This window comes from Streptomyces mayonensis (genome assembly GCF_018982965.1).
Lineage (GTDB): Bacteria > Actinomycetota > Actinomycetes > Streptomycetales > Streptomycetaceae > Streptomyces > Streptomyces mayonensis.
The window spans coordinates 1-15,372 of the sequence record NZ_JACBYP010000104.1; the positions used below are offsets into that span (position 1 = coordinate 1).

The 15,372-nt window shown below is 72.6% G+C and carries 15 protein-coding genes and 1 tRNA gene; 7 read left to right on the forward strand and 9 right to left on the reverse strand.

Annotation, left to right across the window (positions count from 1 at the left end; all coding sequences use genetic code 11):
• Together HZS56_RS29285 and HZS56_RS29290 are read right to left on the reverse strand one after the other, a co-directional pair.
• Positions 1-443 (reverse strand): NUDIX hydrolase (locus tag HZS56_RS29285; RefSeq protein WP_216723817.1); only part of this gene is annotated, 443 nt, incomplete at its 3' end.
• 54 nt (positions 444-497) lie between these two features.
• Positions 498-1,391 carry a DMT family transporter gene (locus HZS56_RS29290; protein WP_216723818.1) on the reverse strand — a complete coding sequence of 298 codons (894 nt, stop codon included), beginning with the start codon at positions 1,389-1,391 and terminating at the stop codon, positions 498-500.
• Positions 1,392-1,660: 269 nt separating this feature from the next.
• Between HZS56_RS29290 and HZS56_RS29295 the strand changes: the two genes are divergently transcribed.
• Together HZS56_RS29295 and HZS56_RS29300 are read left to right on the forward strand one after the other, a co-directional pair.
• Positions 1,661-2,608, forward strand: a complete 948-nt coding sequence (locus HZS56_RS29295; RefSeq protein WP_216723842.1) for a hypothetical protein — start codon at positions 1,661-1,663, stop codon at positions 2,606-2,608.
• Positions 2,609-2,691: 83 nt separating this feature from the next.
• Positions 2,692-4,230, forward strand: a complete 1,539-nt coding sequence (locus HZS56_RS29300) for an APC family permease (RefSeq protein ID WP_216723819.1) — start codon at positions 2,692-2,694, stop codon at positions 4,228-4,230.
• A gap of 92 nt (positions 4,231-4,322) precedes the next feature.
• Here HZS56_RS29300 and HZS56_RS29305 read toward each other — a convergent pair whose 3' ends face one another.
• Together HZS56_RS29305 and HZS56_RS29310 are read right to left on the reverse strand one after the other, a co-directional pair.
• Positions 4,323-5,720, reverse strand: coding sequence for a GntP family permease (locus HZS56_RS29305; RefSeq protein ID WP_216723820.1), 1,398 nt, complete (start codon positions 5,718-5,720; stop codon positions 4,323-4,325).
• Between the two features lie 90 nt (positions 5,721-5,810).
• A complete protein-coding gene (locus tag HZS56_RS29310; RefSeq protein ID WP_216723821.1) occupies positions 5,811-6,338 on the reverse strand; it encodes a gluconokinase in 528 nt (175 codons plus the stop codon).
• Between the two features lie 137 nt (positions 6,339-6,475).
• Here HZS56_RS29310 and HZS56_RS29315 point away from each other — a divergent pair, with 137 nt between their 5' ends.
• On the forward strand, positions 6,476-7,177 hold the full coding sequence (locus HZS56_RS29315; RefSeq protein WP_216723822.1) for a FadR/GntR family transcriptional regulator: 702 nt from the start codon (positions 6,476-6,478) through the stop codon (positions 7,175-7,177).
• 34 nt (positions 7,178-7,211) lie between these two features.
• Here HZS56_RS29315 and HZS56_RS29320 read toward each other — a convergent pair whose 3' ends face one another.
• Both HZS56_RS29320 and HZS56_RS29325 read right to left on the reverse strand, forming a co-directional pair.
• A complete protein-coding gene (locus HZS56_RS29320; RefSeq protein WP_216723823.1) occupies positions 7,212-7,628 on the reverse strand; it encodes a YchJ family protein in 417 nt (138 codons plus the stop codon).
• Positions 7,629-7,700: 72 nt separating this feature from the next.
• A tRNA-Leu gene (locus HZS56_RS29325) sits at positions 7,701-7,785 on the reverse strand.
• 173 nt (positions 7,786-7,958) lie between these two features.
• Between HZS56_RS29325 and HZS56_RS29330 the strand changes: the two genes are divergently transcribed.
• From HZS56_RS29330 to HZS56_RS29340, 3 genes are all read left to right on the forward strand, one after another.
• Positions 7,959-9,284 (forward strand): M20/M25/M40 family metallo-hydrolase, encoded by a 1,326-nt coding sequence (locus tag HZS56_RS29330; RefSeq protein ID WP_216723824.1) that lies wholly within the window; start codon positions 7,959-7,961, stop codon positions 9,282-9,284.
• Positions 9,285-9,508: 224 nt separating this feature from the next.
• The gene (chpH, locus tag HZS56_RS29335) at positions 9,509-9,742 is read left to right on the forward strand and encodes a chaplin ChpH (RefSeq protein WP_031041004.1); all 234 of its coding nucleotides are present in this window, start codon (positions 9,509-9,511) and stop codon (positions 9,740-9,742) included.
• A gap of 170 nt (positions 9,743-9,912) precedes the next feature.
• The gene (locus HZS56_RS29340) at positions 9,913-10,710 is read left to right on the forward strand and encodes a chaplin (RefSeq protein ID WP_216723825.1); all 798 of its coding nucleotides are present in this window, start codon (positions 9,913-9,915) and stop codon (positions 10,708-10,710) included.
• A 91-nt stretch (positions 10,711-10,801) separates the two neighbouring features.
• Here the strand turns inward: HZS56_RS29340 and HZS56_RS29345 are convergent, their stop codons facing one another.
• A complete protein-coding gene (locus tag HZS56_RS29345) occupies positions 10,802-10,990 on the reverse strand; it encodes a DUF5703 family protein (RefSeq protein WP_216723826.1) in 189 nt (62 codons plus the stop codon).
• Positions 10,991-11,037: 47 nt separating this feature from the next.
• On the opposite strand from HZS56_RS29345, the gene HZS56_RS29350 reads away from it, so the two are divergent.
• A complete protein-coding gene (locus HZS56_RS29350; RefSeq protein WP_216723827.1) occupies positions 11,038-11,802 on the forward strand; it encodes a hypothetical protein in 765 nt (254 codons plus the stop codon).
• 102 nt (positions 11,803-11,904) lie between these two features.
• On the opposite strand, the gene HZS56_RS29355 is transcribed toward HZS56_RS29350, so the two are convergent.
• Together HZS56_RS29355 and HZS56_RS29360 are read right to left on the reverse strand one after the other, a co-directional pair.
• Positions 11,905-14,328, reverse strand: a complete 2,424-nt coding sequence (locus tag HZS56_RS29355) for a helix-hairpin-helix domain-containing protein (protein ID WP_216723828.1) — start codon at positions 14,326-14,328, stop codon at positions 11,905-11,907.
• Positions 14,325-15,311: an aldo/keto reductase gene (locus HZS56_RS29360; protein ID WP_216723829.1), complete on the reverse strand. Its 987-nt coding sequence runs from the start codon at positions 15,309-15,311 to the stop codon at positions 14,325-14,327. Before HZS56_RS29360 ends, HZS56_RS29355 begins: the two co-directional genes overlap by 4 nt.
• Positions 15,312-15,372 lie beyond the last annotated feature (61 nt).

Below are 15,372 nucleotides of genomic sequence, written 5' to 3' on the forward strand. Positions count from 1 at the left end.
ACCCGCCCCTCCAACTCCTCCTCCGTCAGGAACCCGTACCACGCCACCTCCTCCACCTGCGGAGCAACCGGCCCCGCACACCGCACCTCGTACACCGCGGACCACCACGTACGCCCGTCCCCGTCGTCGTACAGAAACTTGAAGAGGTACTCCGGCCGCGGCAGCCCGCTCACCCCCAGCTCCTCCTCCGCCTCCCGCAGCGCCGCGTCGTCGTAGGACTCGCCGGCACCCACCACCCCGCCGACGAACATGTCGTACAGGCCGGGAAACACGAGCTTCGTCGCCGTGCGGCGGTGGACGAAGACCCGGCCCTCCGGGTCGCGGGCCCACACGAAGGCGCAGCGGTGGCGCAGCCCGCGGGCGTACACGTCACCCCGCCTGGCCTGCCCGACCACGTGGTCGTTCTCGTCGACGACGTCGAGGATCTCGTCAGCAGCACTCATGCCCGCCATCCAAGCAGCGGCCCACGGCCCCCCGAGCAGCCGCACCCCGCCCGCTCACCCCCGCTGCAACGCCGGCTCGTGCCCGCTCTCCCCCGTGCCCTGCGGCATCGCCGGGTGCAGGCCCAGCAGGACGATGCCCGCCACCACCGCCGCGAGACCGCCCGACTGCCACGCCAGCGCCGCGGCATCGGTGCGCAGCCGGTCGCCGAGGAAACCGACGCCGCAGACGATGCCCGCGAGCGGCTGGGCCGCCGTCAGGGCGGGCAGCGACCTGCGCAGCGGTGCCGTCTCGAACGCGCTCTGCACCAGGACGAGACCCGTGATGCCGAGCACCACCACGGCGTACGGCTGCCACCCCGTCAGTACCTCCGCCAGGCCGCCCGCGGAGAAGCGCCGCCCGCTGACCCGCGTCAGCGCGTCCTGCACCCCGTACAGCAGGCCCGCGGCCAGGGCGAGCAGGGTCGGGCCCCAGGTCAGCCGGAAACGCCCGGCGCACACCGTGAGCACGAGGGCCAGGCCCAGCATCGCGCCGACGATCACCCAGTGCCGTACGGGGTCGGTGACCGCGCTGCCGCCCCGCGGCTCGCCCGCCAGGATGAAAGCGGTCACCCCGCCCGCCAGCAACGCGAGGCCGACCCAGCCCTGGCGGCCCAGCGGCTGCCCCGTCTGCACGCGGGACAGCGCGAGGGCGAACAGCAGGTTGGTCGCCAGCAGGGGCTCGACCAGGGTGAGTTCGCCGCCGCCCAGCGCGATCGCGCCCAGCACCATGCCGGCCACCATCAGTCCCATGCCGGCCAGCCAGCGCGGTACCCGGACGAGGTCGAGCAGCAGACGGGGCGAGAGGAAGTCGCCCAGCGGGGCGCGCTGCGCCGCGTTCTGCTGGAGGACGAACCCGAGTCCCAGGCAGCACGCGGCGCTCACGGCGAGGGTCAGAACCAGAACCGACACGCTGCGTACCTCGATCGTCAGTCGGGTCACGGGTGCGTCGGGGACGACTCTAGTGCGGGCGGGGAACGGGTGCCGGGCGAGCGGCGCATTCGGGGCGCGGGTGAGTCAAGTGACGTATGTGTCACAGGAGTTGACGCGTGTAACGCAGGTGTTCCCCTTGACGTCAAGCGTTGGCTGCGGGTTTGCTGTGCGTGATCAGTTCATGGCAGTCCGGTCATGACAACCCGGCTACGACGACCTGTCCTCGTCGCGTGAGGAAGATTCCCGCGGTGCCTCCACCCCCGCCCGCCCTCGGCCGTGGCCGCAAACGCGCGGCGCAGGCCTTCGACGAGGCCCTGGACGATGCCGAACTCGCCGCCGCCCGGTCGGCGCTGGCCCAGGGACGGTGGCAGTCCGTCCGCTCCCTGCTGGCCCACACGGGCGACGAGTGGGACCGGCGCGGGCACCGGACGACCGTCCTCGCCAAGGAGACCTACTGCGCTCCCTGGGCCCGCGAGTGGCTGCTCGCGGAACCGGACTCCGGCGACGCCACGGTCCTGCTCGCCCTCGCCCTCGTCCGCCGCGCCCTGCGCGGCAAGGAGAAGCCCGACCGGGCCCGGGAGGCCTGCCGGGCCGCGGCCGGCCTGGTGCCGGACGACCCCACACCCTGGCTCGGGCTGCTCCTGCTGGAGCGCTCGCTGGGTACCCACGAGGACACGGTCCGGGCCTTCGAGCAGGTGCGCGGGCGGTACGCCGACCACCACCACGCGCACCACCTGATGGTGGCCCGGCTCGCCGAGCGAGGCGGCGAGGGACCCGACCCGCTGCACGAGGTCTACGACTTCGCCAACTGGGCCGCCGAGCAGGCCCCCGCCGACTCCCCGCTGGCCATCCTCCCGGTCGTCGCGCACGCCGAGCGCTACCGCGTGCTGGCCGCCGGCGGACACGAGTCCGCCGACCCGAACGCCTCCGGCCACTGGGTCGGCCGGCGCGCCCGGCTGGTGATGAAGGCGGCCTTCGACTGGTGGCTGGAGTGGGAACAGGACGGCCACCCGCGGCGGCTGATCGACCTCAACTTCCTCGCCCACGCCAAGTTCTGCGAGGGCCGCGGCGCCGAGGCCGCCGCCCTCTTCCACCGCATCGGCGAGCACGCCACGCCCGCACCGTGGTCGTACCCCGACCGCGACCCCCTCCCCGCCTTCCGCGCCGCCCGCGCGAGCGCCCTCGGCACGGCATGAGAGTTCCGACGCGGCACCGTGACGACCCCGACGACCCCGACGAACCCGACGCACCCGACCGTACGAGAGAAGGACGTCCTGCGATGACCACGGGCAGTTCGAGCACGAGCAGAGCCGCGAGCGGTGGCGCCATCAGCACCTTCAAGGGCGAGGAGCGGGCGCTGCGCGCGGACCGGCTGGGCACGGGCGGGCTGCTGCTGTCCGTGCTCGCCGCCACCGCCCCGCTGATGGTCGTCGCGGGCGTCATGCCGACCACCTTCGCGGTGATCGGCCTGGTCGGGCAGCCGCTGCTCTTCGTGGTGCTCGGCGTGGTGCTGATCCTCTTCAGCGTCGGGTACGCCGAGATGAGCCGGCACGTCCACAACGCGGGCGCCTTCTACGCGTACATCTCCCGCGGACTCGGCGGCACGGCGGGCGCCGGCGCCGCCCTGGTCGCGCTCGTCGCCTACAACGCCCTCCAGGTCGGCATCTACGGCATCTTCGGCTTCGAGGTCTCCGGACTCCTGTCGACCTACGCCGACCTCGACGTGGCCTGGTGGATCCCCGCACTGCTGGCCGTGCTCGCCGTGGGAGCGCTGGGCTGGCTGAAGATCGACGTCAACGCGCGCGTGCTGGGAGTCCTGCTCCTCATCGAGGTGGTGCTGGTGGTGGTCTTCGACATCGCCGCCGTCACCGACCCGGGGGCGCAGGGACTCTCGCTGCACGCCTTCAACCCGGACACGCTCAGCGGGGCCGGCGTCGGGACCGCGCTGTGCTTCTGCATCGCCGCCTTCCTCGGGTTCGAGCAGGCGCCCGTGTACGCCGAGGAGACCAGCAGGCCCCACGTACTGGTTCCGCGTGTCATGTTCCTGGCAGTCGCCGGTGTCGCCGTCTTCTTCGCGCTCAGCAGCTGGGCCCTGACCGTCGCGACCGGCCCGGACGACATCGTCGGCACCTCGCAGGAACAGAGCGCCGGGCTGCTGTTCTTCCTCACCGAGTCGCGGCTCGGCGCCACCTTCACCGACGTGCTGCACGTCCTGTTCGTGACCGGCATGTTCGCCGCCCTGCTCAGCTTCCACAACGTCGTCGCCCGGTACGCCTTCGCCATGGGCCGCGAAGGCCTGCTGCCCGCCGCCTTCGGACGCACCAGCGGCACCAGCGGCGCGCCCGGCACCGGCTCACTGCTCCAGACCACCGTGTCCGCGGTCGTCGTCATCGGCTTCGCCGTCGCCGACGACAAGCCCCACGGCGACCCGACCCAGCCCGTGCTGCACCTGTTCACCTGGGGCGGCAACATCGGCGCCCTCGGCGTGATCGTCCTGATGGCCGCCGCGTCCTTCTCGGTGGTCGCCTTCTTCGTCCGCCGCGGTGCCGCGGGCACCCAGGGTGTACGGCTCGCGACCTCGGCCGTCGCGGGCGCCGCCCTGCTCGTGATCGCCGGTTACACCGTCAAGGACTTCGACGTCCTCGTCGGCGCCGGCCCCGGCTCCGCCCTGAGCTGGGTACTGCCCGGCATCATCGGCCTCGCCGCGCTCGCCGGCGTGGTGCAGGGCCTGTTCCTGCGCGCCCGCGCCCCCGAGCGCCACGCCCGTATCGGGCAGGGCAACGAGGCCTTCCAACTGGACAAGGCGGCCTCCTCCTGAAACGGAGACGCCGGGGCACCGCGTACTCCGCGGTGCCCCGGCTCTCCCGTCAGCTGTGGCCTGTGGCCTGTGGCCTGTCGCCCGTACGGCCGTTATATGACCAGGGACAACAGCAGGACCAGCGCACCGGCGACGACCGAGATGATCGTCTCCATGACGGACCAGGTCTTGATGGTCTGCCCGACGTTCAGCCCGAAGTACTCCTTCACCAGCCAGAAGCCGGCGTCGTTGACATGACTGAAGAAGAGCGAGCCGGCGCCGATGGCCAGGACCAGCAGGGCGGCGTGCGTCGTCGACATGTCGGCCGCCAGCGGCGCCACCAGACCGGCCGCCGAGACGGTCGCCACCGTCGCCGAACCGGTCGCCAGCCGGATCGCCACGGCGATCAGCCAGGCCAGCAGCAGCGCCGGGATCGACCAGTCCTTGGAGATCTCCAGGATCATCTCGCCCACGCCGGAGTCGATCAGCGTCTGCTTGAAGCCGCCGCCCGCGCCGACGATCAGGAGGATGCCCGCGATGGGCGCGAGGCCCTTCTCGACCAGGCCGGAGAGACGGTCCTTGCCGAACCCGGCGGGCCGCAGCAGCGTGAAGATGCCGACGATCACGGAGACCAGCAGGGCGATCAGCGGGTTGCCGACGACGTCGAAGGTGCGCTGCACCACGTTGTCCGGGTCGTCGACGATGATGTCGACGAGCGCCTTGAGCAGCATCAGCACGACCGGCAGCAGGATCGTGGACAGCGTGGCGCCGAAGCCCGGCCGCTTCTCCAGCTCCTCCGAGGCGCGCTGCGGGATCATGCGGTCGGGGGCCGGAACGTCCACCCAGCGCGCCGCGTACTTCGAGAACACCGGACCGGCGATGACCACCGTCGGGATGGCGATCAGCACACCCAGCGCCAGCGTGACACCGAGGTTGGCGTCCACCGCGTCGATGGCGACCAGCGGACCGGGGTGCGGCGGGACCAGACCGTGCATCACGGACAGACCGGCCAGGGCCGGGATGCCGATGCGCATCAGGGAGTAGTTGCCGCGCTTGGCGACCATCAGCACGACCGGGATCAGCAGCACGATGCCGACCTCGAAGAACAGCGGCAGCCCGATGACCGAGGCGATCAGCACCATCGTCCACGGCATCGAACGGGGCGTGGCCTTCGCGAGGATGGTGTCCACGATCTGGTCGGCGCCGCCGGAGTCGGCGAGCATCTTGCCGAGGATCGCACCGAGGGCGATCAGGACGCCGACACCCGCGACGGTGGAGCCGAGCCCGGCGGTGAAGCTGGTGATGACCTTGTCCAGCGGCGCCCCGGCGAACGCGCCGAGCGCCAGCGACCCGATGGTCAGCGACAGGAAGGCATGCAGCTTGAACTTGGTGATGAGCAGGACGATGACGGCGATGCCCAGGAGCACGGCGATGCCCAACTGGGCGTGGCCGGCCGAGGTGATGGGCTCGACGGTGTCCGCTGCCAGCATCTCGACGCTGAGTCTGGTCACGGTGGGTTCCTTGCGGTGATGGGGATTTCGGGGAGTCGGTGCCGCGACCGCGGGCGGCGGCGCGGCACCGGGGGAGCGGGGCCCGGAGGACTACCGGGCGGGTTCGGGGAGGTCCTTCAGCGCGTTCACCGCACGGTCGGTGATCTCCTCGGGCGTGCCGGTGACGTCCACCGCGACGCCCGTCTCGTCCGCCTCCAGCGGCTGGAGCGTGGCGAACTGGGAGTCGAGCAGGGCCGTCGGCATGAAGTGGCCCTGCCGGTGCGACATCCGGTCCTCGATCAACTCACGGCTGCCCGTCAGATGTACGAAGACGACACCCGGCGCGGCGGCCCGAAGCCGGTCCCGGTACGACCGCTTCAGCGCCGAACTGCTCACCACCCCGCCCAGCCCGGCACGCCCGTGAGCCCAGTCGCCGATGGCGTCCAGCCAGGGCCACCGGTCGTCGTCGGTGAGCGGGGTGCCGGCCGTCATCCTGGCGATGTTGGCCGGCGGGTGGAAGTCGTCGCCCTCGGCGTAGGGAACGCCGAGCCGGGCCGCGAGCAGGGGACCGATGGTGGTCTTCCCGGTGCCGGCCACGCCCATGACCACGACCACGTGGGGGGTGTGCAGTTGCTGCATCGCACTCTCGCTGTCTGCTGTCTTCGTCGACACGTGATGTCGACGTAACTGAAACCCATAAGGTACGACGAATTCAAGAGTCTGTGACATATAAGTCTGACTTTTTATTCCCGTGATGCGCCCCGTACGCTGAGTGCATGAGCACACCGGGCCGAGGGCTGCACGGCCGCGTACTGGACACCCTCGGCCCTGCCATCACAGCGGGCGAATACCCCGCGGGCAGCGTTCTGCGTACGGACGAGCTGGCACAGCGATTCGAGGTGTCGCGTTCCGTGATGCGGGAGGCGGTCCGGGTGCTGGAGTCCATGCACCTCGTGGAGTCCCGCCGGCGCGTGGGCGTGACCGTCCTGCCCGAGTGCGAGTGGAACGTCTACGACCCGCAGGTCATCCGCTGGCGCCTGGCCGGCGCCGAGCGCCCCCGGCAGCTGCGCTCCCTGACCGTGCTGAGGTCGGCGATCGAGCCGGTCGCGGCGGGACTGGCCGCGCGCCTGGCCACCCCCGAGCAGTGCGCCGAGCTGACCGAGTGCGCGCTCGGCATGGTCGCCAACTCGAGCGGTCACCGCCTCGAGGAGTACCTCTTCCACGACGTGGCCTTCCACCGCGTCGTCCTCACCGCCTCGGGCAACGAGATGTTCGCCCGCCTCGGCGGCGTCGTCGCCGAGGTGCTGGCGGGCCGCACCCACCACGACGTGATGTTCGAGGACCCCGACCCGGCCGCCGTCACCCTGCACGTCCAGGTCGCCGAGGCCGTCCGCGCCCGCGACGCGGCGCGCGCGGAGCAGCTGACCAGGGAGATCACGGTCGGCGCGCTCCAGGAACTGGACATCCTGGCGCCCTGAGCGCCGGGGGACCTCCGGGCCGGGGACTCCCCGTTCAGCCGAGGAACTCCCCGTCCACGTACACCCACGCCCCGTCCACCCGCTCGAACCGGCTCCGCTCGTGCAGCGAACCGCCCCGGTAGGACGCCCGGAACGTCACGGTGCCGGTGGCGTGGAAGGCGGACCCGTCGGCCGTGTCCAGGATCTCCAGGCCGGTCCACCGCATTCCCGGGTCGAGGTCGAGCCGCCCGGGCCGCGTCCGCGGGTGCCAGGTGCGCAGCAGATACCCGGCGTCCCGCGCCACGAACGCGCTGTACCGCGAGCGCATCAGCGCCTCGGCACTCGGCGCGGCGGCGGCCCCGGAGTGGAAGCGGCCGCAGCACCTCCCGTACGGCCCCGACAGTCCGCACGGGCAGGAAGACGAGGCGGAGGGGGAGGGGGAAGGGGAGGAAGAGGGGGAGCGGGAGGTCATGGGGTCATTGTGCCCGTACGCAGAAGTACGCCCGCATGCAGAAGACCCCTGCTCGGCAGGGGTCTCGATGAGTGTCCGAGGGGGGACTTGAACCCCCACGCCCGATAAAGGGCACTAGCACCTCAAGCTAGCGCGTCTGCCATTCCGCCACCCGGACAAGGTGTGTGTCGTGCGGGTCTCTTCCCGCAGCGACGACGTAAACATTACCAGGCTTTCCGGGGTGGCCGATCACCCCCTCCTTGGGCGCGGACGGGCGTAGGGGGAGGATGAGGGGGACCCACCAGCAGTGACGTCAGCACTGACACCAGCAGTGACAGCGGGAGGAACCACGTGAGCGACTCGGGCACGGCCAGGAGCGTCACCGGCGAGGACGAGGTCGTCGACCTCTGCCGCGAGCTGATCCGCATCGACACCAGCAACTACGGCAACCACTCGGGACCGGGCGAGCGCAAGGCCGCCGAGTACGTCGCCGAGAAGCTCGCCGAGGTCGGACTCGAACCGAAGATCTTCGAGTCCCACCCCGGACGCGCCTCCACGGTGGCCCGGATCGAGGGCGAGGACCCGTCCCGGCCCGCGCTGCTGATCCACGGCCACACCGACGTCGTCCCGGCCAACGCGGACGACTGGACCCACCACCCCTTCTCCGGCGAGATCGCCGACGGCTGCGTGTGGGGGCGCGGCGCGGTCGACATGAAGGACATGGACGCGATGACCCTCGCGGTCGTCCGCGACCGGCTGCGCACCGGGCGCAAGCCCCCGCGCGACATCGTGCTGGCCTTCCTCGCCGACGAGGAGGCGGGCGGCACGTACGGCGCCCGGTACCTCGTCGACCACCACCGTGACCTCTTCGACGGCGTCACCGAGGCGATCAGCGAGGTGGGCGGCTTCTCCTTCACCGTGAACGAGCAGCGCCGCCTCTACCTGATCCAGACGGCCGAGAAGGGCATGCACTGGATGAAGCTGAGCGTGGCCGGTACGGCGGGACACGGATCGATGATCCACCGCGACAACGCCATCACCGAACTGTCCGAGGCCGTCGCGCGCCTCGGCCGGCACACGTTCCCCGTCCGTGTCACCAAGACGACCCGGGCCTTCCTCGACGAACTGGGCGACGCCCTCGGCACCGAGCTGGACCCGGAGAACATGGAGGGGACGCTCGCCAAGCTCGGCGGCATCGCCAAGCTCATCGGCGCGACGCTCAGCAACACCGCCAACCCCACCCAGCTGGGCGCCGGTTACAAGGTCAACGTCATCCCCGGCGAGGCCACCGCCCACGTCGACGGGCGCTTCCTGCCCGGACACGAGGAGGAGTTCCTCGCCGACCTCGACCGGATCCTCGGTCCCAAGGTCCGGCGCGAGGACGTGCACGCCGACAAGGCCGTCGAGACCACGTTCGACGGCGCGCTGGTCGACGCGATGCAGTCCGCGCTGATCGCCGAGGACCCGGCCGCCAAGGCGATCCCCTACATGCTCTCCGGCGGCACGGACGCGAAGTCCTTCGACGACCTCGGCATCCGCGGCTTCGGCTTCGCGCCGCTCAAGCTGCCGCCCGAGCTGGACTTCGCCGGCATGTTCCACGGAGTGGACGAGCGGGTGCCGGTGGACGGCCTGCAGTTCGGCGTGCGGGTGCTCGACCGGTTCATCGACGCGTCCTGATCCGTACCCGGAGAAACCCGGCCCGTCTCCCCGGAGGAAAATGCGGCTTCCGCGCGCGATGTGCACACGACGGTAGATGTGCACACGACGGTATTCGACCGCGCGTGCGGGAGTCGACCGGGAAGAGTGAATGTGCTCATACGCTCGTAGCCTCATTACTCCCTCCTCGTTACACGTGATGCGATCGGCAAATTTGAGATCGCGTTTGCCAACTAGGAGGAACAATGCTCAAGAAGGTCGTCGCCGCAGCGGCTGCCACCGGTGGTCTGGTTCTCGCGGGCGCGGGCATGGCCGTCGCCGACTCCGGCGCCCAGGGTGCCGCCGTGCACTCGCCCGGCGTCCTTTCCGGCAACGTCGTGCAGGCGCCCATCCACGTGCCGGTGAACGTGTGCGGCAACACGATCTCCGTGATCGGCCTGCTGAACCCCGCCTTCGGCAACGCCTGCGTCAACAAGTGACGTTGTGCCCCGCCCCATAAGGGTCTGAGTCCGTCGGCCCCGGAGCACACGCCATGTGCTCCGGGGCCGACGGCCTTTCGAGGGACCCCCGGGCGGGGGGAATGGCGGCAACGCCGGAATTCTCGGCATTCTGGGTACCACGTGGACTAGGGCAAGGCAGGGGTCAGGAAATGCGACAGGTCACCCGCAAGGGCCTGATGACGATGGCGGCGGCCACCGGCGTGATCGCCGCCGCGGGCGGCACCGCCCACGCGGACTCGGGGGCGCACGGCTCGAGTTCGGGTTCGCCCGGAGTGCTCTCCGGCAACACCGTGCAGGCGCCGGTCAACGTGCCGGTGAACGTGTGCGGCAACACGGTCGACGTCGTGGGCGTCCTCAACCCGGCGATGGGCAACGCGTGCGCCAACAAGGGCGGCGCGGACGCCTCCGGCGGCGGACACGGAGGCTCCGCCGGACACGGTGGCCCGGGGGAAGGGTACGGAGCCCCGGGCGGTGAGGGCGGCTCGCACGGGGGCTCGCACGCCGGCGGGCACGCCACCGACTCACCGGGCGTCGCCTCCGGCAACCACGTCGAGGTGCCGATCCACGTGCCGGTGAACGTGTGCGGCAACAGCATCGACGTCGTCGGGGCCCTCAATCCGGCCTTCGGCAACGACTGCGACAACGGCGGTGGCGGACATCACTCCACGCCGCCCGGCGACCACGAGACGCCCCCCGGCGAGCCCGGCAACCCCGGCAGCCCTGACAACCCCGGTACCCCGGACCGTCCGGCCACGCCGGGTGACGAGACGCCGGGCGGCTCCACCGACGACAACCGGCCGGACACCCAGGCCGTCGCCCACCCCCGCGGCGACGCCGCACTCGCCGAGACCGGCAGCGACCTGCCGCTGGGTCTGGCCCTGCCGGTCGGCGCGGGCGCCCTCCTCGCGGGCACGGTGCTCTACCGCAAGGCGCGCGCCGCGGCCTGACACGGGCAGACCGGCCCGCTCAGCGGGCTCCGCACCAGGCGGGGCCCGCTCCGTCTCCGTCACCCGCACCCCGCCGGGCGTGATCACCGGGTCACCAGGTGGCGCGCACCTGGCGGATGATCCGCCGCCGCAGCCGCACCTTGCGGCTGCCGTCGCGCAGCAGGGTCAGGCGGTACAACTCCCAGTGTCCGTACTCGGCATGGTCCGTCAGCTGACGTGTCGCCTCCCTGCGGGTGACCCCGCGCGGTAGGTACACATCGACAAATTCGTATTCCGGCATCGAATCTATTGTGCGGGCTGGGGCCCGGTACGGATAGCGTCTGCACTATGTCTGATGCTGCGCAGCCCACCGCTGCCGAGGTACGCGCCGCCGCCGAGGCGGTCAAGACCGCGCTCGACCGCCACCTGGCCGCGGTCGAACGCCGGTCGGGGGAGGACGACCCGGCCGTCTACGACGCGTTCAACCAGCTGGCCGCGGCCGCGGAGGCGTACGACGAACTGCTCTACGACCGGTACGACGAGGTCACGCCCTTCGAGATCCCCGGCGCCGACGACACGCTGCCGCCGTACACCGGGCCCGAGGAGCCCAGCGCGCTCAGCGTGCTGATCCGCCGGGACTACGCCGTGGCCGAGCCGCAGCGGCTCATGGCCCAGGCCCGGCGGGTCGAGGCGGCGGACGAGGAAAGCGCGGGCAGGGACGCCTCCGGGACGGTGCACGGGGCGCTGGGCCTGCTGTTCGGCGAGTTCGAACCGGACGAGATCGCCTCCCGGCACAAGGAGTTCGGGCTGGAGGAGGGCGACTCCACGCTGTGGGTGACGGCTGCGGACGAGGCCGCCGATCCCGGTGAGTGGCTGGAGGCGCCGTTCGAGCAGATCGATCCGCAGAGCGTGGTCTGCCGCTTCGACGTCAGCGCGGTCTTCGACGACGAGATCTACGACGTCCTCGACGAGGACCTTGACGGCGACGACGACGGTGACGGTGACGCGGAGGACCTCGACGAGGACCTCACCGGGGACCTCGACGAGCACGACGACGAGGAAGCCGACCCGGACGACGACGCCGTACGGACGCGCCGGGAGGCCGACCGCTGAGCCGAGCGGTGTCACCGGGGACCCGTCCTCTCCTCGGGGTCCCCGGTGACACCGGGGAGAGGCGGCGCCAGGACGCCACGACACCAGCCGCGCGCCCCCGGGTCAGGCGTCCGTCGGTACCTGGGGGGCGAGCAGTACCGGCAGCCGGGTCGTGCGGGGCTTGGCCGGGACCTCGGCCACGGCACGGGGCAGCGCCTGCTCCGCCCCGTGCACCACGGAGAGGTGCCGGTCGGCCCGGCCGAACGCCGTGTAGACCCAGGGCCTGCTGAGGGCCTGCGCGGCGTCGCCGGGCAGGACCACGACCACTGCGGGCCACCGGCCGCCCACCGCCTGGTGCGCGGTCAGTGCCCACCCGTGCCGCACGGACCGCTCCACCCGGTCCCGCGGCACGACCACCGTCCCGCCCGCGCACGCCAGGTGCAGCCCCTCCGCGTCGGCCCTGGTCACGAGGCCCGGCAGCGTACGGCCCGGCACGGGGGAGTAGGCGACCCGGTCGCCGGGGTCGAAGCCGCCGAAGCGGCCGGGGCCGGGGTTCAGCCGTTCCTTCAGGGCCGCGTTGAGCGCGCGGGTGCCGGCCGCGCCGCCGTGGCCCGGCGTGATCACCTGGGTCTCCTCCGCCGGGACGCCGATCGCGCGCGGCACCGAGTCCGCCACGAGCTGGACGGTGCGGTGCACGGCCTCGCCCGGGTCCCGCACCGGCACGATCACGACCTCCTTGCCGGGCGCCTCCACCTGCCCGAGCTCGCCGACGCCGATGCCGGAGACCAGTTCGCCGAGAGGGCCGGGATCCGGGCGCCGTGAGGCGATCTGCGGGCAGACCCGCGCCGCCAGCAGGTCCGCGAAGACCCGGCCGGGACCCGCCGACCAGAGCACCGCCGGGTCACCGGCCAGCACCAGCCGGGCCCCGTCCGGCAGTGACTCCGCGAGCAGGGCGGCCGACTCGACGTCCAGCTGCGGTGCGTCGAGCACCACGAGCAGATCCAGGTCCAGCGCACCGTCGGCGTCCCGGCCCGGCCCCTCGGCGCCGGACAGGAGCCCGGCCAGGGTGACCGCGGCCGCAGCGGTGAAGCCGGGTTCCACGGAGTCTGCTTCGTACGGCTCGGACGGCTCGGACGGCTTGGACAGTTCGGAGGGCTCGGACAGTTCGGAGGGCTCGGACGGTTCGCCCGGTGCGTCGAGGAAGGCCGCGAAGCGGTCCCGGCCGAGCGGTCCGTGCGCGGCGGCCCAGGCCCGCAAGCCCAGGGCGTGTGCCGTGCGCAGCAGCGCCGCCGGTTCGGCAAGGGACGCCTCCCCGCCGGTGTGCAGCACCAGCCCGTGCGCCGCGGCCGCGCGGATCAGCTCCGCGGCGGAGCCCCGCGCCGAGCCGGCGGCCCGCTCCCAGTCCGCGGCCGAACCGTCCTGCTTCGGCGCGGAGTTGACCAGCCGGGCCAGTCCGTCGGCGAGGCTCTCCTCGGCCAGTGCGTACCGCTCCAGACCGACCAGGACCCGGACCGGACGCTCCGCGCCGTCCGCGCCTTCCTCGTCCGTGCCCTCCCCGTCGGCGTCCCGGCCGGCCGAGGTGGGCTCCGGGCGGGTGCCCGGTTCGTCCAGGGCGTCCTGGAAGGCCAGCGCCTCGCCCTCGGCCAGCGTGCTCTGCACGGCGGCGTCCGGGTCCGGCACCCCGCGCCGGGCCAGCGTCTCCGTGAGCCGGGGCAGCTCCAGAGCCGTGTGCCCGGCCAGGGCCGCCTGCTCCAGCAGCCACACGGTGACGGCACGGCCGCGCCGCGCGTCGTCGGGGCCGCACTCCGCGCCGAGCAACGCACGGGCGAACCCGTCGGCCTGCTCCGGCCGCACTCCGGCGACCCGGAGCAACTGCCACGGGTCCGCGCGCAGCGCGTCCTGTGCCCCTTCGCCGAGGAGGGCGGCGGTCTGCGGCGCGAGCGCCTCGGGGGCACCGCCCTCCGCCAGCACCTCCCGCACCGCCCGAACGGCCTCGGGTGCCGGTCCCGCGGGTGCGGCAGCGGGCTCGGCGGACGCCGCGGGGCGGGACTGCCGGGCCGGTTCGGGAGCGGGGCGGCGGGTGGGCTCCGGGCCGCCGAAGACGGGGGCCGCGGGCTTCTCGCCGCTCTCCACGGCGCGTACGGCCGCCAGCAGGTCGGCCGCCGTGCCGCTGAGCTTGCCCCCGGCGGCGATCGGGCCCTGCCGCTCGGCCTTCCGCCGCTCGATCCGCTCCCGCTCGACCCGCTGGGCGGCCAGCTCGGCCTCGGCCTCGGACGCCTGCCCCGCCGCGCCGTCACCGCCGGAGGCGTCGGTGTCCGTCCCGTCGGTGTCCGTCTCGCCCACGCCCGCGACATCCGCGCCCGCCGCGCCCGTGCCCGCCGCGTCCGTGCCGGCCTCCCCCGCCTCGTCCGCGCCCGTCTGTGCGGCGGCGGTCTGCGAACCGTCCTGCGCCGGGGCCCCGGAACCGTCTGCGGTGCCCGGCGCTCCCGGACCGGGATCCACGGCGTCTGCGGTCTCCTCGGCGGCGGGCTCGGGCTCCGTGCTCACAGCGTGCTCCAGTCGTGATCGGGATAGCGGTGCACGGGCGCCGACACGTCGTCGAGCGCCCGGCAGATCTCGTCAGGAAGACTAAGGGTCTCCACTGACAACGCCGCCGTGAGCTGCTGGGCGTTGCGCGGGCCGATGATCGGGGCGACCACACCGGGCCGGTCGCGGACCCAGGCCAGCGCCACCTGGAGCGGGGTCACCGCAAGCCCGTCCGCCGCCGTCGCCACCGCGTCCACGATGTGCCCGGCCGTGTCGTCCAGGTAGGGCTCCACGAACGGGGCCAGCTGGTCCGAGGCGCCCCGCGAGTCCGGTGGCGTCGCGTCCTTGCGGTACTTGCCGGTCAGTACCCCGCGGCCCAGCGGCGAGGACGGCAGCAGGCCGACGCCCAGGTCCAGGGCGGCCGGCAGCACCTCACGCTCGACGCCCCGCTGCAGCAGCGAGTACTCCATCTGGGTGCTCGCCACCCGGTTCCGCGCGCCCGGCGCCGCCAGCTGCCACGTCGCCGCCTTGGCCAGCTGCCAGCCGCAGAAGTTGGAGACCCCCGCGTAGCGCGCCCGGCCGCTGCTCACCGCCACGTCCAGGGCGTGCAGCGTCTCCTCCAGCGGCGTGTGCGGGTCGAAGGCGTGCAGGTGCCACACGTCGACGTGGTCGGTGCCCAGGCGGGCCAGGGAGGCGTCCAGCGCGGACAGCAGATGGGCGCGCGAACCGTCGAAGCGGCGGTCGGGATCGGGCACACTGCCCGCCTTGGTCGAGATCACCAGGTCCCGGCGCGGCACCAGACCCTCCATCAGACGTCCGAGCAGGTACTCCGACTCCCCGTCGCCGTAGACGTCCGCGGTGTCGACGAGGGTCCCGCCCGCTTCCCAGAAAGTCTTCAAGAGGTCTGCCGCGTCATGCTCGTCCGTGTCCCGGCCCCAGGTCAGGGTGCCGAGACCGATGCGGGACACGCGCAGGCCGGTGCGGCCGAGATGCCTCTGCTCCATGAACGCCGACATTACTGGGCACGGCTTGCACTGTGGGGGCCTGTGGACAACCCATTTCCGC

Bases quoted from the DNA above. Each gene is read 5' to 3' on its own strand.
- HZS56_RS29300 (WP_216723819.1), top strand. From the start codon at position 2,692: ATGACCACGGGCAGTTCGAGCACGAGCAGAGCCGCGAGCGGTGGCGCC.
- HZS56_RS29310 (WP_216723821.1), bottom strand. From the start codon at position 6,338: ATGCAGCAACTGCACACCCCCCACGTGGTCGTGGTCATGGGCGTGGCC.
- HZS56_RS29315 (WP_216723822.1), top strand. From the start codon at position 6,476: ATGAGCACACCGGGCCGAGGGCTGCACGGCCGCGTACTGGACACCCTC.
- HZS56_RS29320 (WP_216723823.1), bottom strand. From the start codon at position 7,628: ATGACCTCCCGCTCCCCCTCTTCCTCCCCTTCCCCCTCCCCCTCCGCC.
- chpH (WP_031041004.1), top strand. From the start codon at position 9,509: ATGCTCAAGAAGGTCGTCGCCGCAGCGGCTGCCACCGGTGGTCTGGTT.
- HZS56_RS29340 (WP_216723825.1), top strand. From the start codon at position 9,913: ATGCGACAGGTCACCCGCAAGGGCCTGATGACGATGGCGGCGGCCACC.
- HZS56_RS29345 (WP_216723826.1), bottom strand. From the start codon at position 10,990: ATGCCGGAATACGAATTTGTCGATGTGTACCTACCGCGCGGGGTCACC.
- HZS56_RS29350 (WP_216723827.1), top strand. From the start codon at position 11,038: ATGTCTGATGCTGCGCAGCCCACCGCTGCCGAGGTACGCGCCGCCGCC.
- HZS56_RS29360 (WP_216723829.1), bottom strand. From the start codon at position 15,311: ATGGAGCAGAGGCATCTCGGCCGCACCGGCCTGCGCGTGTCCCGCATC.